The sequence below is a fragment of the Halocola ammonii genome, assembly GCF_049334165.1.
Taxonomy (GTDB): domain Bacteria; phylum Bacteroidota; class Bacteroidia; order Flavobacteriales_D; family Sanyastnellaceae; genus JBEGHD01.
The window spans coordinates 21577-47077 of record NZ_JBEGHD010000004.1 but is presented as its reverse complement, the minus strand read 5'-3'; the positions used below and the strand labels follow the sequence as shown (position 1 = coordinate 47077).

Annotated in this window: 25 protein-coding genes; 19 read left to right on the top strand and 6 right to left on the bottom strand. The window is 43.8% G+C overall.

Features of this window, described 5'->3' with window-relative positions:
- Entirely contained in the window at positions 1-957 is a 957-nt protein-coding gene (locus ABHV44_RS05270; protein WP_459073615.1) for a hypothetical protein, read from the bottom strand.
- A 184-nt stretch (positions 958-1141) separates the two neighbouring features.
- Between ABHV44_RS05270 and ABHV44_RS05265 the strand changes: the two genes are divergently transcribed.
- The 6 genes from ABHV44_RS05265 (at position 1142) to ABHV44_RS05240 (ending at position 6452) form a co-directional block, all read left to right on the top strand.
- The gene (locus ABHV44_RS05265) at positions 1142-2083 is read left to right on the top strand and encodes a toxin-antitoxin system YwqK family antitoxin (RefSeq protein ID WP_459073614.1); all 942 of its coding nucleotides are present in this window, start codon (positions 1142-1144) and stop codon (positions 2081-2083) included.
- A gap of 55 nt (positions 2084-2138) precedes the next feature.
- Positions 2139-2444, top strand: a complete 306-nt coding sequence (locus ABHV44_RS05260) for a hypothetical protein (protein WP_459073613.1) — start codon at positions 2139-2141, stop codon at positions 2442-2444.
- 129 nt (positions 2445-2573) lie between these two features.
- Positions 2574-4565: a cation:proton antiporter domain-containing protein gene (locus ABHV44_RS05255; protein WP_459073612.1), complete on the top strand. Its 1992-nt coding sequence runs from the start codon at positions 2574-2576 to the stop codon at positions 4563-4565.
- 130 nt (positions 4566-4695) lie between these two features.
- A complete protein-coding gene (locus ABHV44_RS05250) occupies positions 4696-5244 on the top strand; it encodes a hypothetical protein (protein WP_459073611.1) in 549 nt (182 codons plus the stop codon).
- Between the two features lie 7 nt (positions 5245-5251).
- A complete protein-coding gene (locus ABHV44_RS05245; RefSeq protein ID WP_459073610.1) occupies positions 5252-5830 on the top strand; it encodes a hypothetical protein in 579 nt (192 codons plus the stop codon).
- Positions 5831-5846: 16 nt separating this feature from the next.
- A complete protein-coding gene (locus tag ABHV44_RS05240) occupies positions 5847-6452 on the top strand; it encodes a hypothetical protein (protein ID WP_459073609.1) in 606 nt (201 codons plus the stop codon).
- Between the two features lie 93 nt (positions 6453-6545).
- Here ABHV44_RS05240 and ABHV44_RS05235 read toward each other — a convergent pair whose 3' ends face one another.
- Together ABHV44_RS05235 and ABHV44_RS05230 are read right to left on the bottom strand one after the other, a co-directional pair.
- The gene (locus tag ABHV44_RS05235; RefSeq protein ID WP_459073608.1) at positions 6546-7802 is read right to left on the bottom strand and encodes a hypothetical protein; all 1257 of its coding nucleotides are present in this window, start codon (positions 7800-7802) and stop codon (positions 6546-6548) included.
- Between the two features lie 22 nt (positions 7803-7824).
- Entirely contained in the window at positions 7825-8364 is a 540-nt protein-coding gene (locus ABHV44_RS05230; protein WP_459073607.1) for a YceI family protein, read from the bottom strand.
- 331 nt (positions 8365-8695) lie between these two features.
- On the opposite strand from ABHV44_RS05230, the gene ABHV44_RS05225 reads away from it, so the two are divergent.
- Positions 8696-10399 carry a T9SS type A sorting domain-containing protein gene (locus tag ABHV44_RS05225; RefSeq protein WP_459073606.1) on the top strand — a complete coding sequence of 568 codons (1704 nt, stop codon included), beginning with the start codon at positions 8696-8698 and terminating at the stop codon, positions 10397-10399.
- A gap of 110 nt (positions 10400-10509) precedes the next feature.
- A complete protein-coding gene (locus ABHV44_RS05220; RefSeq protein WP_459073605.1) occupies positions 10510-11757 on the top strand; it encodes a helix-turn-helix domain-containing protein in 1248 nt (415 codons plus the stop codon).
- 18 nt (positions 11758-11775) lie between these two features.
- Here the strand turns inward: ABHV44_RS05220 and ABHV44_RS05215 are convergent, their stop codons facing one another.
- Positions 11776-12996 (bottom strand): permease, encoded by a 1221-nt coding sequence (locus tag ABHV44_RS05215; protein WP_459073604.1) that lies wholly within the window; start codon positions 12994-12996, stop codon positions 11776-11778.
- Positions 12997-13204: 208 nt separating this feature from the next.
- Here ABHV44_RS05215 and ffh point away from each other — a divergent pair, with 208 nt between their 5' ends.
- The 9 genes from ffh to ABHV44_RS05170 all read left to right on the top strand — a co-directional run bounded on the left by ffh (position 13205) and on the right by ABHV44_RS05170 (position 22610).
- Entirely contained in the window at positions 13205-14542 is a 1338-nt protein-coding gene (ffh, locus tag ABHV44_RS05210; RefSeq protein WP_459073603.1) for a signal recognition particle protein, read from the top strand.
- Between the two features lie 11 nt (positions 14543-14553).
- Complete coding sequence (locus ABHV44_RS05205; RefSeq protein WP_459073602.1) at positions 14554-15438, top strand: bifunctional 5,10-methylenetetrahydrofolate dehydrogenase/5,10-methenyltetrahydrofolate cyclohydrolase; 885 nt, start codon at positions 14554-14556, stop codon at positions 15436-15438.
- Positions 15439-15445: 7 nt separating this feature from the next.
- The gene (ribD, locus tag ABHV44_RS05200) at positions 15446-16483 is read left to right on the top strand and encodes a bifunctional diaminohydroxyphosphoribosylaminopyrimidine deaminase/5-amino-6-(5-phosphoribosylamino)uracil reductase RibD (protein WP_459073601.1); all 1038 of its coding nucleotides are present in this window, start codon (positions 15446-15448) and stop codon (positions 16481-16483) included.
- Complete coding sequence (locus tag ABHV44_RS05195; protein WP_459073600.1) at positions 16480-17352, top strand: EamA family transporter; 873 nt, start codon at positions 16480-16482, stop codon at positions 17350-17352. The genes ribD and ABHV44_RS05195 overlap by 4 nt, the downstream gene beginning before the upstream one ends.
- A 126-nt stretch (positions 17353-17478) precedes the next feature.
- Positions 17479-18009, top strand: coding sequence for an inorganic diphosphatase (locus ABHV44_RS05190; RefSeq protein WP_459073599.1), 531 nt, complete (start codon positions 17479-17481; stop codon positions 18007-18009).
- Positions 18010-18054: 45 nt separating this feature from the next.
- Entirely contained in the window at positions 18055-19014 is a 960-nt protein-coding gene (locus tag ABHV44_RS05185) for a M20/M25/M40 family metallo-hydrolase (RefSeq protein ID WP_459073784.1), read from the top strand.
- Positions 19015-19047: 33 nt separating this feature from the next.
- Positions 19048-20544 (top strand): cryptochrome/photolyase family protein, encoded by a 1497-nt coding sequence (locus ABHV44_RS05180; RefSeq protein ID WP_459073598.1) that lies wholly within the window; start codon positions 19048-19050, stop codon positions 20542-20544.
- Positions 20541-21533, top strand: coding sequence for a glycoside hydrolase family 113 (locus tag ABHV44_RS05175; RefSeq protein ID WP_459073597.1), 993 nt, complete (start codon positions 20541-20543; stop codon positions 21531-21533). Before ABHV44_RS05180 ends, ABHV44_RS05175 begins: the two co-directional genes overlap by 4 nt.
- A 3-nt stretch (positions 21534-21536) precedes the next feature.
- Positions 21537-22610, top strand: coding sequence for a DUF3810 family protein (locus ABHV44_RS05170; RefSeq protein ID WP_459073596.1), 1074 nt, complete (start codon positions 21537-21539; stop codon positions 22608-22610).
- 25 nt (positions 22611-22635) lie between these two features.
- Here ABHV44_RS05170 and ABHV44_RS05165 read toward each other — a convergent pair whose 3' ends face one another.
- Positions 22636-23388, bottom strand: coding sequence for a LytR/AlgR family response regulator transcription factor (locus tag ABHV44_RS05165; protein ID WP_459073595.1), 753 nt, complete (start codon positions 23386-23388; stop codon positions 22636-22638).
- A 200-nt stretch (positions 23389-23588) separates the two neighbouring features.
- On the opposite strand from ABHV44_RS05165, the gene ABHV44_RS05160 reads away from it, so the two are divergent.
- Together ABHV44_RS05160 and ABHV44_RS05155 are read left to right on the top strand one after the other, a co-directional pair.
- A complete protein-coding gene (locus ABHV44_RS05160) occupies positions 23589-23879 on the top strand; it encodes an ATP-dependent Clp protease adaptor ClpS (protein WP_459073594.1) in 291 nt (96 codons plus the stop codon).
- Between the two features lie 9 nt (positions 23880-23888).
- Positions 23889-24683, top strand: coding sequence for a M48 family metallopeptidase (locus ABHV44_RS05155; protein WP_459073593.1), 795 nt, complete (start codon positions 23889-23891; stop codon positions 24681-24683).
- Here ABHV44_RS05155 and ABHV44_RS05150 read toward each other — a convergent pair.
- On the bottom strand, positions 24680-25465 hold the full coding sequence (locus tag ABHV44_RS05150) for an NRDE family protein (RefSeq protein WP_459073592.1): 786 nt from the start codon (positions 25463-25465) through the stop codon (positions 24680-24682). The genes ABHV44_RS05155 and ABHV44_RS05150 overlap by 4 nt on opposite strands.
- Positions 25466-25501: the final 36 nt, after the last annotated feature.

Genomic DNA, 25501 nt, shown 5'->3' with positions numbered 1-25501 from the left:
CTATTCTATTTCTTCTCTGATTCCGCTTGCAATATCTCTCTGGTAAGCCTTAATGATTTGCTTAAGCTCACTGAGAAAAAGGGATTGATCTGCTGAGATCAAAAAATCAGCTGAACGGGCCAGACCAAGAAACTCTGCTGAGGATTTATTGTCCTTCGTCCTTTCAATTTCTTTTGACCACTGGTCACTTCCCCAGGCGTTCTCTTTGTAGTAAACTTCATTAAATGCACCATTGGGTGTAATCAACTGTACCTGAACAGCAACAGACAGAACCGGCTCCGTTTCGAGCTTAATATCCTTGTAGCCGCGTCCTCCATCGAAATTCGCAAACGTTACGTAAAAGTGAATATTCAGAAGGTTATAATCCTCTTTGCCGGCAAGCTTCATGTAAAAGTTACCTGCTTTCAGTAAGCTACTGGTATAGTAGATAATCTTGTTTTCGGGTCTGAAGCTCAAATCTGTGGTAACAGCAACAGCAGCGTAGCCCGGCATTGTACCTTCAGTAATCTTTTTCTCCCCTTCCCAGGAAGTGTCTACTCCGATGTTTCCGATTGATTCATTGCTCTTGTTCTTCTGAGCTCGCTTTTGTGCATAGTCTGAATTGACTACTTCTTCACCGTTAGTTATCTCGAGTCCAGCTTGCTCCAGTTCGGTTATCAGATGCTGATACATCTCATTGACCATTTCCTGATAGGGCTCGTTTTCCAGTCCACCTAGTGTCACTTCAGAAAAAACTGCAGTTTCAGCAGTGCTTTCGGAGCCTTTCATTTTTGTGGCCTGCGAAATGGTGTAATCGTTGACAAAGGTTTTATTCTTCTTCAATGATTTTGCGGACGAGTTTTTGATTTTAAACTTCCCTTTGAGCTCTTCGCTGAGATCAACTGTTTCCCAATCTGTTTGAGAAGTTGCAATGAGCGCAAACGAAAAGCTGAGTAGTGCTGTGAAAATGATTCTCATGACGTTATTTTGTTTGGTTTAAATCTTTTCACAAAGCTCTTGACGGCTGACTTTTTTATCAATGGGGTAATCACCGTAGACCCCTGGATAAATCACACCATATTTATTAACCCTCTAGCTCAGCTCGGATAGCTATTCTCCAAAAAATATTTCTATTTTCAACCATTGGAAAACCACCACAGAAATGAGAATAATTTTCGCTTTTTACTTCTTTGTATTCTTTGTGACATCTGCTCTGGCGCAATTCGAAAGTGTGATTTCTCCAAAAGACACCGTCAGGATGTATGGAGAATGGGAAAATGGAGAGCGCACCGGAGAATGGGTTGCCCAGCACGAGAATGAAAACATCCGTTGGATAGGCAGTTTTGTGGAAGGAAAGGCAAACGGTGAGTGGCGATATTTTTACGAGTCTGGGCTGCCCGACAAAGTTTGCCAGTTCGACAGCGGAAGGTTGGAAAGTCTCACTCGCTATCCCAATCTTTCGAAAGAATTGACAAAAGTTGAAATCGATATCGAATCGCCCATCGATGCGCGATTGAGTGCAGAGTTTCTTTATCACGACAGAGTTCTTGGTCAGGTCATGCATCAAATGCTTGCAAGAGATCTGGGTGGAGAAAATATTGACGAAGATGTCAAGACACTCCAGGAATACATCGGACCTTCACTGATCTACTACGGCCCTGACGCGTTGATGAATTACTCAGATTATCGCTTCGAAAAAGCTGTGCAAACAATAGATTCTCTGAGAACTACTTACAGTGTTGACTATTGGCTAAACCGATCACTGGATTTCTCCTATCTCTCTTTTGATAAATTGGATCGGAAGGTTGAAAAGATGGTCATTGACCCTGAAGGACGACTGAGATACACTACCTGGACTTATTACACCGATGATCCTCAAAAAATTTATGAGAAGCTGGTTTACGTGGACGGCATTCTCAGGGAAGCTTACTACAGCTACCGCGATGAAGGTAACTATCAGGCGGACTTCTATTGGAAAAACGGAGAGGTGCACCACACCGGCCGCTACAAGGAGGGAAAAAAGCACGGCAGATGGGAATACTACGACATGAATGGAAAATTGATTAAGGTAGAGCACTATCGCATGGGTAGGTTCAACGACTAGTAAATCTTTTCCTGAACCCCATTCTCATTTTTCACAACCACTAAAAACGTATGACATGGATAACTACACAAAAACAGTTTTGACAATTATCGCAGCCTGTTTGGTGTTGCTCACTTTAAACCAGGTAAACCTAATCCCTCAGGCCAGGGCAAGCTCTGAAATCAGTGAATCTACTTTGAAGAATTACGGCCTGGTGCCACTCAATGAAAAAGGCGAGGTTGCCGTGAGTATCTCAAATCTCGAAGAAGTGAAAGTAGATATCGTAGGCATTAGCTCATACGATGAATTGAAAGTAGACATCGCTGAAATAGGTGGTGGATTCGTTTCTAGTGGAGGACCACTGGAAGTTAAAGTCGAGTAATTGCTTGCGGCTCCCTGGTTTCCAAGTGCTGGTAAACCCCAACTGATTTTGTGAAAAAATCATCCTATTTTCACGTCCTGAGTTATTAGTGAAATCAAATAAAACCTCCTACTTCATTAGGCCATAAAAATGGAAATCCCTCTTTTAAAAGATATCGTGATTTTGCTCGGTTTATCCATAGCCGTGATCTTCATTTTCCAGAAGCTCAAGCTGCCAAGCATTCTTGGTTTCCTGGCCACAGGAGTTCTATTTGGTCCCAGTGCGCTGGGCTTCATAGAAGCAACTCACGAGATTGAGATACTTTCTGAAATAGGGATAATCTTGCTTCTTTTCATTATCGGTCTTGAGTTTTCACTAGCAGAACTTTCGCGAATCAAAAAGGTCGTTTTTCTGGGTGGTGCCAGCCAGGTGTTGCTCACCACAGGTCTTGTCTATCTGGTGATGCTGGCCCTCGACATGAATCACAATCAGGCTGTTTTCTACGGCTTTTTGGTGTCGATGAGTAGTACGGCTATCGTTCTCAGCATCTTGCAAAAGCAGGGAATGATGAACAGCCCACACGGGAAAATCGCTCTTGGTATTCTCATTTTCCAGGATATCATAGTAGTTCCCATGATGCTTCTGACTCCGATGCTTGCTGGCGAAAGTGGTAACCTGTGGAAAGAAGTAGGAATTCTCGCAGTAAAAGTTGTGGCTGTAATTGCCATCACTCTCATTTCATCGCGCTACCTCGTTCCCCGGCTGCTCAAAGCCATAGTCGGAACAAAGAGTCGTGAGCTGTTTATTATTTCCATCGTTGTGATTTGTTTTGCCGTGGCCTGGGGAACTTCACAAATCGGCCTGTCGCTTTCCCTGGGTGCCTTTTTGGCCGGTTTGATTATTTCTGAATCCGAATACAGCCATCAGGCCACCGGCTTGATCATTCCTTTCCGAGAGATTTTCAGCAGTTTCTTTTTTGTCTCTATCGGGATGCTGCTGGATGTGACTTTTTTCGTTGAAAACATTGCCTGGGTACTGTTGCTCACTATTGGTGTTTTTGTACTGAAGTTTGTTATCTTATTCATTTCCAGTGGTATTCTAAAATTCCCAATTAGAACCAACCTCATGAATGGTTTCACACTTTTCCAGGTTGGTGAATTTGCCTTTATCCTGGCTGCAGTAGGGATGAATTACGATCTACTCGGTGACGAACCCTATCAATACTTTTTATCGATGTCTATTCTGACCATGGCCTTGACTCCATTCGTGATAAACTTTTCTGACAAGGCCACGAACAAGATGCTGACCAGAGGAATTTTGAAAAATGGCAGGAAGGCCTCTCCTTCAGCTGCAAAAGTTGCCGATGAGAAAGATGATCATGAGGAGCTTACCGACCATTTGTTGATTATCGGCTATGGACTAAATGGCCAGCACCTGGCGGACATTGCCAAGGAGGCTGAAATTCCTTGTGCGATAGTGGATATCAATAGTCAGAACGTGGAAGTAGGAAGACAAAAAGGTCACAAGGTATTTTTTGGAGATGCCTCAAACCCTTACATCCTTGACCAACTGCACATCCACAGAGCGCGTGTGGCAGTAGTAGCTATTTCTGATCCTCCCGCCACCAAGAAGGTGATTACTTCAATGCGTACCATCTGCAATACGGTTCACATTCTGGTCAGGAGTCGTTTCCTCAGCGAGACTGAAACATTCCTAAAATTGGGTGCGAGTGAAGTGATCAGCGAGGAGTTCGAAACTTCTGTAGAGATTTTCACACGAGTATTGCATCAATTTTTAGTGCCCGAAGAAAACGTCCACAACTACGTCCAGGCAGTACGAAAAGAGAATTATAAAATGCTCCGCCCCTATTTTGCTCAAAACGTAAACCTGGGACTCCCCTCCTGGCAGGATCTGAAAGTCGTATCTCTTAAAATTGAAACCTCAGACGAATCAATCGTTGGCTTACCTCTGAGTGAAGCAAAACTTCGCAATCGTTTTGGGATTAGTGTAATGGCTATCTACAGAGATGAAGAGGCTCACACGATAGTTGACCCCACCTTCGAGTTAAGAACACATGACCTTGTATACATCTTCGGTTCACCGGAGTCTGTTCAGGAATTTGGCAATGCTGTCAAGGACTAGATTTGTTCGTCAACCGATTTAATCTCATTTTTTATAGTGGCTACAGTTGTGCATTGATCGAGGCTAATTAGGAGTTCATTTATTTTTTATAAATTGCTCTCAACTTTACATCAATCAAATACTTATCACTATGAAAATTTCAGCCAAAGGCTTGAGCTATGCCTTCCTTATTAGCTTTTTATTTCTTCTAATTGCATGTGGAAAAGACGGAGAAGATGGAAGCGCCTACATCAACTATTCGTGGGACATCTATGTCGACAGTTATTCAGATGACAACCCTGATACTCCAGAAAAAATCTTTTTGGATCAGGAGTACCGTGTTTCTCCGGGCACATATAACTTCGATTACCAATGCTCTGATGGACTGGGAAACTACTGGGAGTATTCGGGTACCTATAAGATTTCAATCGTGAAGGGCAAAGAAGGTGAAGGTTTCAAAGACGGTGCAGACGGACGGGACCGGCTTTATGAAATGACCTTGACTGGGACCGGGTACTTCTCGTCTTACGGACCGAGGTCTGCAGATAGTGTCAAGGAAAAAATCACTAAATTGGAACCTTCGAATTTGCCAGAAAATGCTATACGAAGACCCGTGGGTCGTGAGCAAACTGAAGTCTATCAGAATGGCAAAATTGAAGTAGTTGTAACAGCCCAATGCTATGAAATTATAACTAAATAATGTATCAATGAAACACTTATCAGTACTCACCTTACTTTTCATGTCTTTCGTTTTACTCTCTTGTTCGAAAGACGAAGACAATAACTCTTCACCTTCTGAATCGGGACCTACTGATGAAGTAATAGTATCAGGCATTTACGCAACTGTGAATGGCGAGCAAGTTGGAGGCATTCATCCTTGTCCGGGAGAGGACAACCTGACAAATTGCAATATTAGAATAGAAAGTACCGGTCTGGTACGAATGAAAGTCACTACCTCAGAGGTGGATCAAACCGGTTATAACATTGAATTTTTTATCGATGACCTTGAGGATGCCACCTTCCCTTTGGAAATTGAGCAAATGGATGGTAGTGATGACGACATTCCTCTGACTTTTAGATACTACGATGGCAGTTGGTCTGGAGGAAATGAGTATCGTTATCAGAACTTTCCCGGAAGTGACGGAAACCTAAGCTTCACAATCCTCAACTATGACGGAACCAACATTTCAGGAAAATTCAGCGGTGAAGTGCACAAGCTAAGCAGCGCTGGAGAGATTGCAGTTATAGAAGACGGAGTGTTTGATCTGGAGCTACATCCCCAGTAAATTACCCTGCAAACCGATGAACAAAGTGAAGCCATTTTTAATCATTTTCGGACTATTTCTTTTTTGTAATTCTGTTTTCTCGCAATCAGATGGTCAGGCGTGTGTTATTCTTAGTGCTGCAGAATTAACTATAAATGGTGAAACCAATGTGAATTCATATAGCTGTGCACTGAGAAAGACTCAGATTAACGACACTTTGGAATTGACCACAGATTCGGAAAATTCCTTCAATACTTTCGAAGGACTCGAGATTGTTTTTCTAGTGAAAGACTTCGCCTGTGGAATGGATATGATGACTGAGGACTTCAGAGAATTGCTAAAAGTTGAGGAGCACCCTCGAATTGTTGTCACAATAGACAGAATTGAATTACCTCAGGATGGCGGGAAAAACTACAGCGGACCTGTTAAAGCCCGTATTAGACTCCATTTAGCAAATGCCGAAAGGCAGCAAGTCATTGAAAATGCAAGCATCCATCAAATCCGTCAAAAAACGATTTTTACAGGTAGCTATGAAACGCTTATCACCTCTTACAATCTTGTACCGCCATCGAGGATGTTCGGAGCTATTCAGGCTGAAGACACTATAGAAGTCCAGTTCGCCATTCAAATGAAGAAATCATAAACTAAAAAAGCGCGGCTCCTTTGAGCCGCGCTTTTCTGTTAGTTTTAGTGCTAACTTTTGTTGGTGAGGGTTAAATCACCGTATCGAGATCTTTTAGAAGCTGATTACTGCCTCAACTACTACTCCGCTAAATTCACCTTCATCGAAGCGAGTTCCTGCCCATCCGTCTCCGCTGTAGGTTTGCATTACGTATTCAGCTTTAGCGAGAATGTTTTTGGTCATGAACCAACCGGCTCCGGCATTAATTCTATCGATGGTTTTTTCCATTGCATCTTCAGTGTCCTTACCTGTCACGTTGTTGTAGCGACCACCAATGTAGAAATCTTCTTTCTCACCGATTCTGTAGATAAGCTCTGCCCCAATTTGTGTGAACTCACCTCCATCTTTGGCATCACTCACATTTTCGTAGATTCCGAAGAACTCCAGTCCGTGGAATTTCACGAAAGGGTTTACCTGGATGGCAGTCATTTGCCTGAACCTCGGGTTGAAGCGTCCGTCAAAATCACTACCTCCATCATTGATGTCTTCCATCACGTGGTAGTAACGTGATCCGGCACGGTCACCACCGTAGAGCCAGAATCCTGTTGTTTCACCCTGATTGGCGTAAACAGATCCAGTGAGTCGCACACGAAGGTCTTCTGTTACCTGATCATCGTATCCGAGTTTACCATAGAGAGATGGCTGATTATCGCTGTTGTCGTTCACCACTACATTTTGGTTTAGCTTGCCGTTGGTAGCACCAACTACAGCGAGAAATCCACTCTTTTGAATTGTGATCTCACCGAAAGGCTCAGTTGAGAAAGAGTCCATAATGTAGTTACCTACAAAAGGGTTGTAAATCGCGTTCGCGTTGTCAGACCTGCGGAAAACTGCGTCTCCGTAGCTGAATTGATCAAGACCGAACTTGATAGTGGCCATGTCCATAAATCCGCTAGCAAACCCTTCTTTGATGAAATCAAGCTTATCGATTTGAAGGTAACCACCCTTTACCCATGCTTCTGCGTGGTGACGTGAAGAGAGATAAGTTCTAAGGTGCATTCTCACGCCATCGTAAAGCTGTACATCGAGGTTTAGGTTGGCTGTTGGCAGGTTAAAATCCTGGCCGAGTTCTACCAAACTGTCTTCGGCATTTGACTGAGACAAAGCCTGGAACTGGATAGCAAAGTCACCTCCCACTCTTACTGCTACTCCATTAAAAGGTACCGTGTCTGTTTTAGGAGTTTCAAACACGTTGAGTCCGCGCTGGTCGTTGTATCTGTAAAATTGCATTTCAGATCTCACCTGCGCCTGTAGCCCGGTGGTGAACATCACCGCCAGAGCGATAAATGATATGATTTTTGAAAATTTCATGAGACTTAATTTTTTCGGTTTATTACTGATATAGAGTTATTTCGAATTTGATTGTAACTTCATTTCCTGTCTTGATGGTACCCCACATGGCTGTAGGAGGGTCAATGCCGTATTCCGTCATTTTAAGGGTGTATTCCCCTTTTACAGAAAGGCTATTGGCTTGCCATTTTTCCATAATTAGATTCATCCTGATGTTTTGGGATTCACCAGCGATTGTCAGCACTCCGTTTACAACCAGGTTGTTTCCACTTTTTTGGACTTTGTTTGACTTAAAAGTGATTTGCTTGTGGTCTTCAGCATTCAGAGCTTCATAAGTGTTTTCGTCCATCGATCCAGTTCCGCTTTTAATGGATTTCACTTTTGCAGAAAAAGTGGCACTTTCAATCTCTTCTCCTTCAATTACGCACAATGCAGTAAAATCCTCAACATCGGATTCCCAATCATGGAGTGTAGATGTTCCGCTCACGGTCATTGAACTTTCTGTAAGCTTGGAGCTGTAAGTTTGACCGATCGCCAGTTGACTCGCAAAAACTATTGCGATTGCTACTACTAAATTTTTCATGATATCGGTTTTTAAAATTGTTGTCTTCATCTCGGGATTATTACCCTTTGGTTCACATTGCAAATCACGTCAGAGAATGACAGAGTGCACATGACTTGCATCAGGTCGCAACAACAATTACCTCATCTCATAAAGTGACCGAATGCCACATTTCTTTAGCCGCAAGAAGCCAGGTCACGTTAAACATTGCTTACCAATCACTTACAGTTGTACCAATCCTTCCAATGGGGCGAATGGCCCTTATTTAAAGTCCACCTTTGTTGCCATGCTGATAGCGGAAAATGACCGATTCAGTCTATTTTTATTTGTTGTTTTAAAAAATGAAAAGCTTATGAATTTCAAATGTTACTTTTTGCCTCTTGCTCTATTGATTGTGAGTGGAACAGTGAATGCCCAAACTCTGGAATGGGGCGGTCGATTTGGAGGTGTTGGAGAAGATGTGATCAGAGCCATGCACGTAGATCAGGAAGGTAACACTTATGCCACTGGGTATTTTACCGACCAGGCAGATTTCAATATTGGTGAAGACACATACGAAATCGCTGCCGTTGATTTCTACGATGTTTTCGTAGTAAAAACAGATCCCGAAGGCAACTTCCTCTGGGCAAAAGGATTTGGTTCAGAAATGTTTGATTACGGGCAGGGAATCACTACAAATGCTGCCGGTGACGTTTTCATCACAGGAGTTTACTCTGGAGAAACGGATTTTGATCCAGGTTTGGGTCAGGAAATTCGCAACACCAATGGAGGTGAAGACATCTTTGTTCTTAAACTGAATGCACTTGGTGAATTTGCCTGGGTACAAACATTCGGTGGCGACATGTTTGACGAGTCCACTGGAATAGGCGTAGATGAGAATGACAATGTTTATGTGAGCGGATTTTTCAATGGCTCGGTTGACTTTGATCCTGGAATGGGAGAAACCATACTGACAAGCGTAGGTGGTAATGACAACTTTATTCTAAAAATCAATCCATTAGGAGGCCTGGAATGGGCCAGTCGCTATGGTACTGAAGACTTTGATGTGGCAATTGACATGCATGTTTCCAGTAATGGAAATAGCTACATCACCGGTTCATACGAAGGAACCATGGAGCTCGACTTCGGTGGAGAAATTGTGGAAATCTCTACTGAAAGTGAATTCTCTAGAGGTGTTTTCATGATTCAACTCAACACTGATGGACTTCTTGAAAATGTTATTTCTGTAAGCGGGGATCAAAACATGACTGGATATGCCGTTTCTGCCGATGATGAAGGAAATATCTACCTGGGTGGTGAATTCTACGGGGAAGCTGATTTCGATCAGGGACTAGGTGAAACTATCCTCTCTTCTCAAGGCTTTTCAGATGCGTATATCGCAAAGTACAATAGCAACGCTGAATTGTTATGGGCAAAGTCATTCCAGAGCTCCGAGGCAATTCTCAACTATGCCATTGACACTGACAATCAGGGTAATGTTCTCACATCGGGATACTTTGAAACAGCAACAGATTTCGACCCGGATCCTGAAAACGAGTTTATCCTCAACGAGAGTCCAGCAAACGCAACTGGAGCTTTTGTAAGCATTCTAGACTCTGAAGGAAATTTTGTGAAAGCTCTTGGCTTTGGAGGTGTAAACTTTCTCGACTATCACGGAGTTGGAGCAGATCAATTTGGAAACATCTACACAGCTGGTGCTTTCGAAAACACAGTTGATATTAACCCCGATGATGAAATTGAAGAAGAGCTATCAAGTGCTGCTTTCAGAGATAATTACATCTTAAAGTTTTCTCCAGTTCCTACTGGTATTGAAGAAATGGCTGAAACGAACGTCAGTCTTGAAGTTTACCCTAACCCAGCAGCTGACAAATTGTACTTGAATTCCGGATCTTTTCTCGTAGATGAAGAATATAGAGTGTATAGTATGCAAGGAAAGCTCGTTGAGTCTGGACGCATTTCTGGAGCCAGCTCGAGCATTAATCTCAACGATTTGGAAAGTGGGCTCTATTTATTGAAGCTCTCAAATGGGTCTACGGTGAAATTTGTGAAAGAGTAACATCGATTTCTTTAGGTGAATAGATAAATAAGGAGAAGGCAGGAGTAATCCTGTCTTTTTCTTTTTCGTCCCCATTCAAACCATCCAAAAATTCTTAAAAGCCCAAGAATATGCTCATTTATGCAACCAATCCATTTGCAAAGGGAAGATTTTACGAGCATTTTTACAACATGGAAAACTGGACCATGTTGGCGAGCTTCTTATTGGTGATGGGCATGACGCTCACTCTGCTAATCATTGGCTTTTTGCTTAGAGCCAGAAAAACATTCAACCAGCGCTTACTGGCTGCGGTTTTCGGGGCGTGCTTCTTCTACCTGCTTTACTATTATAGCTTTCTGTACAAAAGCTACTTTTTGGCAGGAATCTCAGTAGCTTTTGGCAACGGTTTGGGTTTTCTCATTGGACCGTTGCTCTACTTCTACGTGAAGTCTCTGGTAGTACCTAAAAAGTATGTAGCAAAGCCTCTGCTACTTCACCTTTCGCCCTGGTTCATCAACACTCTCTTGATTTCCTTTCCTGTGGCTATTAATATTTGGTTTGGCGATCCTTTTCAAACCATTCACGACTGGTACGCTGGTGTTGCAGACTACTACATCATAGTTGAAAACACCTTCATGTTAGGATATGCCTTTTTTACGCTCAGATTGATTAGTCGTCTTAAGAAACTGTTCAAATCGAGCTATTCTTCATTAGACGAAAAAAACCTAGAGTGGTGTCACCACCTGATTATTGGCCTTTCTGCAATTGTCATGATCGACATTCTTTACTCCGTTTACGAGCTTAACTTCACTCCACTGGCCTGGAATATTGGCAATCTAACCGCCTTTTCTTTTGTTGGTCTTTTCTCCTATCTGGGTTACAAGGGTATGTTGCAATCTCAAATTTTGATCCCTGAATTTCTATTGAAGTCGGAAACCACCAATGATTCACCTCTCATTCCTACAGAAAAAGATGAAGAAGTAAAACAGATTTCACAACTGGCTACTTTCTCTGACAGCGAAATTGAAACGCTGAAAAAACGCGTGGTACAAACCTTTGAGGTGGATCAACTCTACCTGGATGAAAATTTAAAGCTGCAAGATCTTGCGGATCGGGTGGAACTCTCATCCAGACAGCTTTCGGAATTGCTCAATCAGCACTTAAACATCACCTTTTACGATCTGGTAAACGACTACCGTGTAGAAGCCGTTAAAGAAAAACTGCATTCCGGAGAAGCACAAAACCTCACTTTACTTGCCATTGCTTATGACTCCGGCTTTAAGTCCAAAACCAGCTTCAACAGGGTCTTTAAAGCAAAGACGAACTACTCCCCTTCTCAGTACAAACGACAGGTAGAGCGCCAGGTAGTAGTCGGGTGAATTGATTAATAGCTCACATCAAAAAACAAACTTGATCAATAGTCCGATGGCGAGCCATCCATAAGCCAAGATTGACAGCCAAAAGAGCAGTTTTTCAACCCATCCTTTATCCGCCATTTGATGATCCATCGAAGATTTTTTTATTCGGCTGAGCCAAATCATCAGTCCCGAAACGAGCAGAAAACCAATGTTTAGGTAGAAGGAGTAATCTAGCTTAAAAAACTCTCTGTCACTTGCACTTTTGCCGCTACCTCCTTGCGGAACCATTTCAAAAAAGTGAAATCCGTAGTGCAAAATGAGCGAAGTAGAAACAAGGGCGATAAATAAAACAAGGAGGATGTAAAGTGACATCCGCCAGCTGTAGTACTTAGCATTGATTCTCAATACGGGAAATACAACGAGATCACTAAATATGAAAGCCATTATCCCGGCAACACTCACTCCATTTTCGTAAAGCAAACTGGCCAGAGGAATATTCCCCATCGATCCAATAAAGGTCATGAAAGCAGCTACTGGTCCTATCACAGTATGCTCAAGAACCTGAAAGAACGAAAGGTCAGCGTTCGATCCTCCAGCATCTGTTCCAATGAAAAGCCATTCGTAGGCCGATGGTGGCACAAAAGCGGCAATCACTCCGGCAATGGTAAACCCGACAGTGATGTCTTTCCACACCATTCGCCATTCCCCAATGTATTTTTTTCCGACCATGCTCCAGCCGGCTTTCGAACGAATCAGTTCTTTCCAGCTTGTGTCCTCGCCATGTTCGTGTTCCTCGCCTTCATTTTCGAGCTTCTTTCGAACCTTTTTAATTAGCTTCTTCGGATTCGTGATTTTTACGATTAGCCACATGGCCAGAATGAGCAAAATTCCTCCGATGTATTCTCCAACGATGAAATGCCAGCTCATGAAAACCGCGATCACCAGTCCAAGCTCGATTACCAAATTGGTAGAAGCCAGTAAAAAAGCCATAGCAGGAATAAACCCTGCTCCTTTTTTAAATAGCGAACGAGTTGTGGCCAGCGCTGCAAAACTGCAAGAACTCGAAATAAACCCGAAAAACGTTCCCAGTGCCACACTGCGAGCTCCACTTTTACCCATGGTTTGCTGCATTTTTTTCCGTGACACAAAAACCTGAATAGCACTGCTGACCACATAACCAAGTACAAAAGCCCACAGTGCCATCCAAAAGAATCCTGCTGTAGTGTAGGCTGCCTCTCCCCACTTTTCAATAAAACTCATAAACCATCTTTATTACATTGAAAATCTTTCGGTTGAGATGCCAGGTTTACTACTGTCATTGATGCAGGTTAATTGAACTGCACCAGATCATATTGACAATATTAGTGTTTTAAAAAGCTCACATCAAATTATTACCTTTGCCCTTCGAAAACCGGGGATTTCACCTCGATAAATAGCGCCCGGAATTCGATAAAAATTTGCGATAAACATGTTTGAGAATCTACAGGATAAATTTGACAGAGCCTTTAAAGTCCTTAAAGGACAGGGGCAGATTACAGAAGTAAACGTTGCTGAAACGTTGAAGGAAGTGCGCAGGGCATTGCTCGATGCCGATGTCAATTTTAAAACAGCCAAGGAGTTCACCAACACTGTGAAAGAAAAGGCGCTCGGTAGAGACGTTCTTTCGGCTGTAAAACCAGGCCAATTGATGGTCAAAATCACTCAGGAAGAGTTGGCAAAGCTCATGGGTGGTGAAGAGGAAGAGATCAATGTTCAGGGAAATCCTGGAATTGTGTTGATGAGTGGTCTGCAGGGTTCTGGTAAAACTACCTTCTCGGGTAAGCTCGCCAACTACCTCAAAAACAAAAAAGGAAAAAAGCCACTTTTGGTGGCCTGTGATATTTATCGTCCTGCCGCGATCGATCAATTGCACGTGGTAGGTGAGTCTATCGGTGTTGAAGTTTATTCTGAAAAGGAAAACAAAAACGCTGTTGACATTGCCGAAAACGCTATCAAACACGCCAAGAGCAACGGTTTCAACGTTGTGATTATCGATACCGCTGGTCGTCTAGCCATCGATGAACAAATGATGGAAGAGATCTCTAGCGTGAAAGCTGCAGTGAAGCCGACTGAAACGCTGTTCGTGGTTGATGCCATGACCGGTCAGGATGCGGTGAACACAGCCAAGACCTTTAACGAACGCCTCGACTTTGATGGTGTAATTCTCACCAAGCTCGATGGTGATACCCGCGGTGGTGCTGCTATTTCGATCAAATCCGTTGTCAACAAGCCAATCAAATTTATCGGTACCGGTGAAAAGATGGATGCCATGGACGTCTTCTACCCTAAGAGGATGGCCGACAGGATCCTCGGAATGGGTGACGTTGTTTCACTTGTAGAGCGCGCCCAGGATCAGTACGATGCCGAGAAAGCCAGAAAGCTCCAGAAGAAAATCGCCAAGAACAAGTTCGATTTTGACGATTTCATGGATCAGATTGGGCAAATCAAGAAGATGGGTAACGTGAAAGACCTGATGGGAATGATCCCCGGTATGGGAAAAGCCCTGAAAAATGTCGACATCGATGACGATGCTTTTGCAGAAATCGAATCCATCATTCACTCCATGACTCCGGAAGAACGCGCCAATCCTGACGTGATAAATGGAAGTCGCAGAAAGAGAATCGCCAGGGGAAGCGGCCATAACATCGAGGAGGTGAACAAACTTATGAAGCAGTTTGACGAAACCCGCAAAATGATGAAAATGATGGGCAACCGCAAGAACATGATGAACATGATGAAGCAGATGAAGGGCATGCCCAAAATGTAAAACACCACCCCATGAACCTACTGAGTGGTAGAGATACCTCAGCCAAAATCAAAGAAGAACTGGCCGAAAAGGTCGAGAAGCTCATCAGCGAAGGAAAAAAGCGCCCACATCTGGCGGCAGTGCTCGTGGGCGAGGATGGCGGAAGCGTAACTTACGTGAACGCCAAAGTGAAAGCGTGCGAGAAGATTGGCTACAAAAGCACGCTCGTGAAACTTCCCGATACAGTCACTCAGCAGCATTTACTCAAAGAAATCAACAAGCTCAATGAAGATCCGGATATTGACGGTTTTATCGTTCAGCTTCCTCTCCCCGATCACATCGATGAGCAGGTAGTAATCGAAGCAGTAAACCCCGAAAAAGATGTCGATGGCTTCCACCCTTCAAATGTTGGAAAGATGGTTCTGAACCTGCCGACTTTCGTTTCTGCGACACCACAGGGAATTGTGGAATTGCTGAAGAGGAACAAAGTTGAAACAGAAGGAAAACACTGTGTTGTAATCGGAAGAAGTAATATCGTTGGAACACCAGTAAGTATTTTGCTTTCGAGAAATACCAATCCCGGAAACTGCACAGTAACTCTTGCACACAGCAGAACACAAAACCTGAAAGAGCTCACTCTCCAGGCCGATATCGTGATCGTTGCACTTGGTAAACCCGGTTTTTTAACCGGAGACATGGTAAAAGATGGTGCAGTGGTAATCGATGTTGGAACTACGCGAATCAAAGACGACTCAAAGAAAAAAGGTTTCAGACTTCAGGGTGATGTCAACTTCGAAGAGGTGAGCCCCAAAGCCTCCTTCATCACACCTGTTCCCGGAGGTGTTGGACCAATGACAATTGTGTCTCTTTTAATGAACACTTTGAAAGCAGCCGAAGGCAAAAAAGAGCTAACTTAAAAGCCTGATGGCTACCCACGAGAAATACATGCAGCGCTGCCTTCAACTGGCAGAAAAAGGATTGGGTTCGGTAAGTCCAAACCCGATGGTTGGTGCTGTTATCGTTCACAACGACAAGATTATTGGTGAAGGTTTTCACCGGAAATTTGGAGAAGCTCACGCAGAGGTGAATGCGATCAACAACGTTGAAGACCACGAACTGCTCAAAGAAGCTACACTTTACGTAAATCTGGAACCGTGTTCTCACTACGGTAAAACTCCACCCTGCTCCGACCTGATCATCGAAAAGAAAATTCCAAAAGTGGTTATCGCCAACCTCGACCCTTATGACCAGGTGAATGGCTCTGGAGTTGAAAAACTAAAGCAAGCCGGAGTTGAAGTGATTACGGGAGTTGAAGCAGAAAAAGGAGCTCACCTAAACAGACGGTTTTTTATTTTCCACCAAAAGCAACGTCCTTACATTGTGCTAAAATGGGCCGAAAGCCGCGATGGATTAATGGACGTTGAGCGAAGTGAAGGTGATAAAGGAGTCTACTGGATCTCGCATCCCAACACCAAAAAGCTCGTCCATAAATGGCGAAGCGAAGAGGCGGCTGTGATGGTCGGTGCAAATACTGCCCAAAATGACAACTCTGCACTTACCGTTCGTGAAATTACCGGTCGACAGCCACTCAGAATTTTAATCGATCCGAATGAACGAGTGAGCCACGAAAACAGAATTTTTGATGGCTCCGTTCCCACAATCATTTTCGGTAAAGCAAACAGAACTCACGGAAACACTGAGTGGATTACCATCAACGATAAGTCCTCGCTCGTTCCTGAAATGCTTAGAACATTGCACAAGCGAGGAGTACAAAGTATCCTGGTGGAAGGCGGTGCAATAACTCTCACTGAGTTCATCCGCGCTGGCTGCTGGGACGAGGCTCGAAAAATCACTGGAGATGTACACCTCCTTAAGGGAAAGAAAGCTCCACATCCTGGAGTGAAACCGACAGAAAGCTATAATTTTGGCACCGATTTAATTGAAATCTTTTACCGCCAGTGATATTTCTGCTTCTGAGCATCGCCTGCTCTACCTTCATTTTTATCCTATTCAAGTCTTTTACCCGCTACAGAATCCAAACCTTTCAGGCGATTGTAGCCAACTACCTGGTGGCCTTTGCATTTGGCTGGTCCATGACCGAAGGCGACCCTACACTGGCAACCATTCCTCAAAAAGAGTGGTTCTCCTGGGCCATTGGACTGGGAACTCTTTTTATCACACTCTTTTATTTGATGGCTTTCTCCGCCCAGAATGTGAGCATCGCTGTGACCAGTGTCGCTTCTAAAATGGCACTGGTCATTCCTGTTATCATATTTGTAGTTATCGACTCTGAGGAAACTCTGGGTGTGCCAAAAATTGCAGGGCTTGTGCTCGCCATCACCGGGATTTTCCTATCGACACCTCCAGACCGAAAACACGGCTTCGACTGGAAAATGGTTCTGCTTCCGGTAATCATTTTCTTGGGCAGTGGTCTCATCGATTTTATTTTGGGCTACACTCAGGACACCTTCCTTTCTACCCGACAGGACGAACAACTCTTTGCCACAATTCCATTTCTCTGGGCATTTTTCCTGGGGATTCTTTTGCTTGTTTTTCGATTGATAACCAAAAGAGCACACTTTAGTCCACGCAGCTGGCTCGCTGGTCTGGTGTTGGGCATCGTCAACTACGGAAGCATCTATTTCCTCATCCGAACCTTCGGATCTGAACTAATGCAAAAATCTTCGGTAATCCCCGTGAACAACATGAGCATTGTGGTTCTTTCTGCTGTGATGGCAGCCATCATCTTCGGAGAGAAACCTTCTCGAAGAAACATCATCGGCCTGGTGGTCTCGCTGGCTTCCATTGCAATTATTGGCTGGTGGGTTTAGTTCGTTTGGGAAAACGGCCAATTGTGGTTTGTTAATTTTTTGTTAGCACACCGCCCTTGAAATAGAGCCATTAATTGAAGACTTTTGCCCGAATTTTAAGACACGAAAAGATAAACTGAAAAATATATGATGAATCCATGGCATGATGTGAGTGCCGGTGAGAATACTCCCGAACACGTAAATGCGATAATCGAAATCCCAAAAGGCTCTCGTGCCAAATACGAGCTCGATAAAGAAAGCGGAATGCTGAAGCTTGATCGAGTGCTCTACTCCTCTGTTTATTATCCCCACAACTACGGTTTTATTCCTCAATCTTACGGTGACGACAATGATCCGCTAGATATTCTGGTGCTTTCGCAGATTGATGTGCAGCCACTTTGCCTGGTGCCGGCCAAAGTGATTGGCGTAATGCAAATGATCGACAACGGAGAAGCTGATGACAAAGTGATTGCCATTGCCGACAACGACATGAGTGTGACCCACATTCAGGACATTGGCGATCTACCCGAACACTTCATTCGCGAGCTGCGCAGCTTTTTTGAAGACTACAAAAAACTCGAAAACAAAGAAGTGATCGTAGAAGAGTTTCAGAGCAAAGAGAAAGCCCTGGAAATCGTGAAAAAAAGCTTTGAGGATTACCGTAAAAAATTCGGTTAGTCTCTCAGCCATAGCATTCAAGAAAATCACCCGAAATTGAAAGAAATGGACATGCAGCTACTCGAAGAGCTTTGTGCAGTACACGCCACTTCAGGGGATGAAAGTGCAATGACCGAATTCATCCTCCAGCACGTGAAAAAAGAACAGAAGAACTGGAAAGAACAGCCACAGGTTTTTTCCGGTGATGAATTTCAGGATGCTGTGGTACTGGTTTTCGGGAAGCCAAGAACGGCTGTTTTTGCTCACCTCGACTCTATCGGCTACTGCGCTTCTTACAGCAACACACTCGTGAAAATAGGCGGCCCTAAAGCCAAAACAGGCACATCACTGGTTGGTAGAGATTCCCACGGTCCTGTAGAGTGCACTCTTGAAGTGAAAAAGGAAGACAAAAAAGACAAGGACGGAGAAAAGCAGAGTGGCAAAGAAGAAAAGTACTACTACAAGTTTCACCGCGACATCGACAGGGGTACTCCCCTGAGCTACAAGCCCGAGTGGCGCGAAGAAGACGATTTTGTGCAGTGCTGCTACATCGACAACAGACTGGGCGTTTGGAACGCTTTGCAGCAATGCAAAACAGCTGAAAATGCCGCCATTGTTTTTTCCACTTACGAAGAACACGGTGGTGGATCGGCTCAGTTTTTAGGTCGATTTCTTCAAGAGAAATTTGGAGTGCGACAAGCACTGATTTCGGACATTTCGTTGATTTCTGATGGGATCAAACACAAAAACGGAGTTGCAATTTCCATGCGCGACCGCGGAATTCCGCGCCAGTCGTATGTCAGAAGAATAGTTGAACTTGCCAGGGCGCATGACATCCCACACCAATTGGAAGTCGAAAGTGCCGGAGGAAGCGATGGAAATGCCATTCAGGGATCTTCTTATCCGTGGGACTGGTGCTTTGTTGGCGCTGCTGAAGCCAACTACCACACCCCTAATGAGAAAGTTTACAAATCGGATATCAAAGCGATGGTGGATCTTTATGAGGTTTTGCTGAAGGAGTTGTAAACAATTATTCTGTAGGGTGACTTTAATTGGGGTATGTCAAAAAAACGATTAGCCCTCATTCCCGGTCACTGTCTCTTTCCTGACCACTCTGCTTTGTCTCCAGATATGGAAACGGTGTTTTTCATGGCAGAAGATTTTGGCCTGTGCACGCACTTCAAGTATCACAAGCAAAAACTCATTCTTTTCCTCAGTGCGATGCGGTCGCATGCCGAAGAAATTGAAAAGGATTTCAAACTGGTTTATCACCAACTAAACGCTAAAAACAAGAGCGATTCATACGAGGATAAACTACTGAAAACCATTAATAAAGAGGGCGTTAACTCAATCGTTACTTACGATCTTGAAGATCACTTCTTTGATCGCAGAGTCCAGACGTTTTGTAAAGAAAATGAGCTTGATTTGGAAGTGGTCAACTCCCCTGCTTTCATCACTTCAAAAAGCCAGTTTGAGGAATATCTGGGCGATGTCAAAAAGCCATTCATGCACACTTTTTATCAGCGGCAGAGGAAAGACTTAAACCTATTGATGAACGATGAGGGGGCTCCATTTGGCGGCAAGTGGAGTTTTGATGCCGAAAACAGAAAGGCGTTGCCTGAGGGAATAGAATTGCCAGAACGAGTTACTTTTTCCGATACGGACCATACTGAAAATGTGAAAGAATTGGTGGATGAGCTCTTTGCTGATCACCCTGGAAATACTGATAATTTTAACTGGGCCACAACGCGCAGACAGGCGCTCAGCGCACTTGATAAATTCTTGAAACAGCGATTTGAAAAATTTGGACCCTACGAAGACGCCATCAAAAGCGATGAAGCGTTTCTGTTTCACTCAACACTTTCCCCCTATCTCAACCTGGGTTTGATCACACCATCTGAGGTTTTGGATAAAGCAATTGAGTTTTACGAAAACGAAGAAACTCACTTTCCGAGTGTGGAAGGCTTTGTGAGGCAAATTGCAGGCTGGCGGGAATTTATCAGAGGTATTTATCACAACTACGATCTCAACAAGAACTTCCTCAATCACAATCGGAAACTGAAGTCGTGCTGGTACGATGCTACAACAGGCATCGAACCGCTTGACGACAGCATTTCGAAAGCTTTAAAATACGGCTACACACATCACATCGAACGGCTCATGGTGATTGGGAACATCATGCTCCTTTGCCGACTCAATCCGGAAGAGGTCTACAAATGGTTCATGGAAATGTATGTCGATAGCAGCGACTGGGTGATGGCACCAAACGTTTATGGCATGAGTCAGTTTGCAGATGGAGGTATTTTCGCCACAAAGCCCTACATTGGAGGATCCAATTACATCAGCAAAATGAGCGACTACAAACGCCAACCTCCATGGTCCGAGATTGTAGACGGACTTTACTGGAAGTTTATTCACGATCACAGAGAACTTATCTCTAAAAATCCACGCATGAAAGTGATGCTCGGTTCTTTGAATAAAATGAAAGATTCGAAAAAGGAATTTTTGTTCGAAAAGGCTGATTCGTTCATTGAAAAAGTAACTTCGGCAAAATGAACCTGAGACTGGTTTTAGCATCTCTTTTTTTATCATGGTCGGCTTTTGCTTCCGCCCAAAAGATCAATGGCGTTAGCCTGGTTGGTCACCCCACTCCTGTAGAACAAAGCTGTTTTGATCAAATTGAAGAGACCAATGCCAATTGGGTAGCCCTAATGCCTTATGCTTTTGTGAGGCAAAACAGTGGTGATTTGATTTACAACACCGACCGTCAGTGGTGGGGTGAAAAAGCTGAAGGGGTTCAAAAGTGCGTAGAGATGGCCAAATCAAACAACATGAAGGTGATGATTAAACCTCACCTTTGGATTGGTCACGGAGCTTACACAGGCGACCTTGAATTTGAGACTGAAGAGGATTGGATCACCTGGGAATCGAATTACAGAGAATACATTTTGCTTTACGCTCGCATGAGCGAAGAATATCAACTCGACCTTTTTTGTATCGGAACAGAACTCGAGACATTTGTAACCGAGAGATTAGAATTCTGGTCAGCGCTAATCCGTGATGTACGACAAGTGTTTTCAGGTAAGCTTGTTTATGCTGCCAACTGGGACGAATATCAAAGGTTCCCTTTTTGGAAAGAGCTAGACTATATCGGAGTAGACGCTTATTTTCCCCTCGATGAAAACCAGACTCCAATAACAAGTGACATCATCAAATCCTGGCAGCCGCACTACCAGGAGCTAAAGGCATTCAGCATGTCAAAGAGCCTTCAAGTCTTATTCACAGAATTCGGCTATCGCAGCGTTGATTTCACAACCAGGCGCCCCTGGGAAAGCCATCGCAATGAATCATTAAATTTAGAAGCTCAAACAAATGCGCTCGATGCTATTTTCAACGTATTTTGGCCGGAGCACTGGTTTGCCGGTGGATTTCTGTGGAAATGGCATGCAGAAGACGAAAAAATTGATCCTAACCAAAACAACCGGTTTACACCACAAAACAAGCCTGCCGAGGAGGTTGTGCGAAAGTGGTTCGCCTGGAAATAATAGATGAAAGAAAAATTCACCAAACACATTTGGATTTGGCTCGGACTGGGCGCCCTACTCCTGAGGCTCTTGTTTTCTATCTTTCCACCCCTTGGCGAATGGCTCTACAGGACTCTTGTTTTCCCTCTCGTAAGAGTGATTCTGGACAATACGCTTGGGTTACTGCCTATCTCAGGGTTTTGGGTATTGTTGATCTTACTTGTCCTATTCTTGCTCAAGTATTTTTTGAAAGATCGCAAACCAAAACCCTCAATTAAAAAGAGAATCACCAACGGACTGAGCGTGATTGGTTTCGTTGTTTTTTGGTTTTTAACGCTTTGGGGTTTTCACTACCCTTTGTCCGACTATCAAGAATTGGCCGGCCTGGAACAAAGCGAATCGCCCGACCTAATCTCGTTTTATCGCTCAACACTGGTAGAAGCAGAAATCAACCGTGACTACATTCAGGGAGGCGCAATGAGTGACTCGAAGCTCCCCGACAACACAGTGAAAAAAATTCGTGCACAGGTAAAGGATGCTATTTCTGCCGCTGGACTCCCCGCCTACACCAATGTGACGTGCCGAGAAACCGGCAGCGGTTTTATCAGAAGATTGAGTATCCACGGATTTTATCTTCCCTTCTCTGGCGAAGGAATGGTGGACGGGAGTCTCACCACAATCCCGAGAGTTTTTACCATCGCCCACGAAATGGCACATGGATATGGAATTACAGATGAAGGTGAAGCGAACTTCGTGGCTTACATCGCATTGAAGAACACTACCGAACCTTCCTTGAATTATATTGCGGACTTTGTATTGTTTCGTCATTTACTCATGGCGATCTCCAGAGCTCATCCTGAAGAGTTTCATCAGCTTTATCAGGAGATTCCTGATAACATTCTGGCCGACATAGATCTGATATCCAGGGATGTATCGAAGTACGAAGACTTTTTCCCTCAGCTTTCGGCTCAGGTCAACAATGCTTACCTAAAGGCCCAGGGCGTGGAAAAAGGCATCGACAGCTACGATGATCTAATCATGCTCGCGCACAGCTGGAATTTGAATGATAGACAAATTGGCAATCAGAAGGAAAAGTAGACTGATCTTTAAAACCGACTTTTGCTTAAATCAGATTTAGTCGCTTGATCAGGTCATCCTTGTAAGTGCGGCTTATAGGGATTTCGCGATCTCCAAGCTTGAGCTGATAATTGAATGTATCGATGTCCTCGATTTTATCTACGTTCACTACAAAGTTTCTGCTGATTCTGAGAAACTGCTTTTCGGGAAGCTTTTGAAGAAAATCCTTGAGCGAAATCTTCACATTGATTCTTCTGTTGTTTACCACTACGGAGCAGTACTTTCCTTCTACTTCAATGTAATCGATGTCCTCGAGTTTGATCTTCTTGAGCTTATTTCCAATCTTGGTAAAGAAGCAATCTTTAAGCATCACATCTTCACTCCATTCATCTTCTTCGCTCTGATCATCCGTGTCGGCAAATTTGCCGGCATTCTGAAAAGCCAATTCGATGCTTCTTTCCAGAAGGTCTCTCTGAATCGGTTTTGTGATAAATGCATAAGGATTGGCGCTTTTAGCCTTTTCGAATACTGATTTTTCATCGATTGACGTGATGAACAAAACAGGGACTTTTTCTATCTCGTTGATGGACTTAATCAATTCGATCCCGTCCACATCGCCATTGATATTAATATCACTGATGATTAAATCGGGGCGTACCTCTGAAAACAACTTTAGTGCATCAGCTGCATTATCAACAACACCAGTAAGTTCGTGGTTTTCTTCTTTGAGTAAAATCTCCAGATTGGTTCGGACAACCTGATCATCCTCCACAACCATTATTCGAATTCTCTCTTCCATATCAAAGGGTTATCTCATAGGTAATTTTCAACGTCACAAGAGTACTGTTGGTTCCAATCCTTTTGCGATGTTAAAAAGCGCTGGTCAAATATATCAAAAGTCGATGCAATAGCTAGTGTATGGATCACTCTTTAAAGCAGAGCTTTTGAACAAATCAAAGTTCTTATTTCTTTAAATTTGCAAAAGAGATGAAAAAACAAATGAATCAAATAATTTCAGGAGGCCAAACAGAGACTGAAGAGCTCATTTTGGAAAAAACCAAAACGGGCGATCAAAAAGGATTAATTCTTTACGATGACAACGTGAACACATTTGATTTTGTCATCGAGTCGCTTATAAAAATTTGTGGACACGATGTGCTTCAGGCTGAGCAGTGCACGCTGCTTGTTCACTACAAAGGCCGATGCAAGGTGAAAGAGGGCCCGATTGAAAAGTTGGAGCCGATGTGCCACGGATTGCTCGACCGCGGATTGACTGCTGAAATCAACTAACCACCCAAAATGAAGAAAATATTTATCTATTTGCTGCTCACCGCCATGGTAGTGGCATGCGCTCGAGTTCCGATCACTGGCAGAAAACAAGTGAACCTACTTCCCGAAAGCCAGATGCTCTCCATGAGCTACACTTCTTATGATCAATTCCTGGATTCGAGCAATGTGGTTTCAAGCTCCGACAGCCGTGCTCAAAATATCAAATCGATTGGAAATAAGATTGCTGCTTCAGTCGAGAAATACATGAAGGACAACAAACTGACAGACCGTATTGAAGGGTTTGAGTGGGAGTTTAATTTAGTGCAAGACAACATGGTAAACGCCTGGTGCATGCCCGGTGGGAAAGTCGTTTTTTACACTGGAATACTTCCAATCTGCGAGACAGATGAAGGCATTGCTGTGGTAATGGGGCACGAGATTGCTCACGCTATCGCCCGACATGGTAATGAAAGAATGAGTCAGCAACTGGCTATTCAGGCAGGTGGAATCGCGCTCTCAGTGCTGATGGACGAAAAGCCAGAGCAGGCTCAGAACCTATTTTTGCTTTCTTACGGTGTTGGTTCACAATTGGGCCAGCTTGCCTTTAGTCGCCAACACGAATCCGAAGCAGATAAAATGGGATTGATATTTATGGCAATGGCCGGCTACGATCCCAGAGAAGCGGTGGATTTTTGGCAAAGGATGAGCGAACAATCTGGCGGTCAGCAGCCACCGGAGTTTTTAAGTACTCACCCCAGTCACGATACTCGCATTAGCGACCTGCAGGCATTTCTGCCAGAAGCGCTAGAATATTACAATCCTTAAAAAATTGCTTTTTGTAGCAAGGTAAACTGGTACTCTTTTCTCTCCCCCGTTTGCCTATTTAGTTCTGTTGCCGATACAACCCCGCGTTTGTTCATTGTAATAACGGTGGAAACCCGCGTACCATAGTCAGGAGTGACAATACATGTTGCAGAAACTTCTTTTTCCATTTCTTCTGAAAGTCCGGTGTCTGGCAAATTTTCTGTGAATTTCTCTCTACTCGACAGATGGTCCAACAGTTCGTCAACATTTAGATGCTCGCTTCGAAGTGAGGACCTGAGGCGACTTTTTAACAGTTCCACTTTCGGCCATTTATCGTTGAGATAGGCATTACTGATGCCGTGCACTCCAGAGGCAAGGTTACGATCCAGTCTGTTGTAATTCGTGTAGTAGTTTAGATCGTGAAGCGTTCCAAAAAGCAGGTTAAAGCCGTTGTACTGATTTCCTGTTTTTTCAAGTTTCTCCATAAATTCCTCTGGTGAAACAGCCGATTGCAAAAACTCATTAACGAGAGCTCCTCGTGATGGGGCATTCTCTTTCAAATTATCCAGGTCTCTGAAATTGGTGATTGCCGCAAACTTACCCGTGGCTGTCAGTCCCATCCACGTTCCGCCAGCATCGAGATCCTTGCCTGCCAGCATGTCTTTCGGCCCACTTGGCTGACGCCTGTCACCATTCCACCAGTGCATTGGTTCAGTGGGGCGCCTGTAAAATTCATCTCGATTACCAATCAATACGAAAGGATATTCCTGATTCTCTCTGAGTGTAAAAGCGATTGTGCACATATTCTAACAAAGGTCTCAATTTGGCAGAATGTTCGC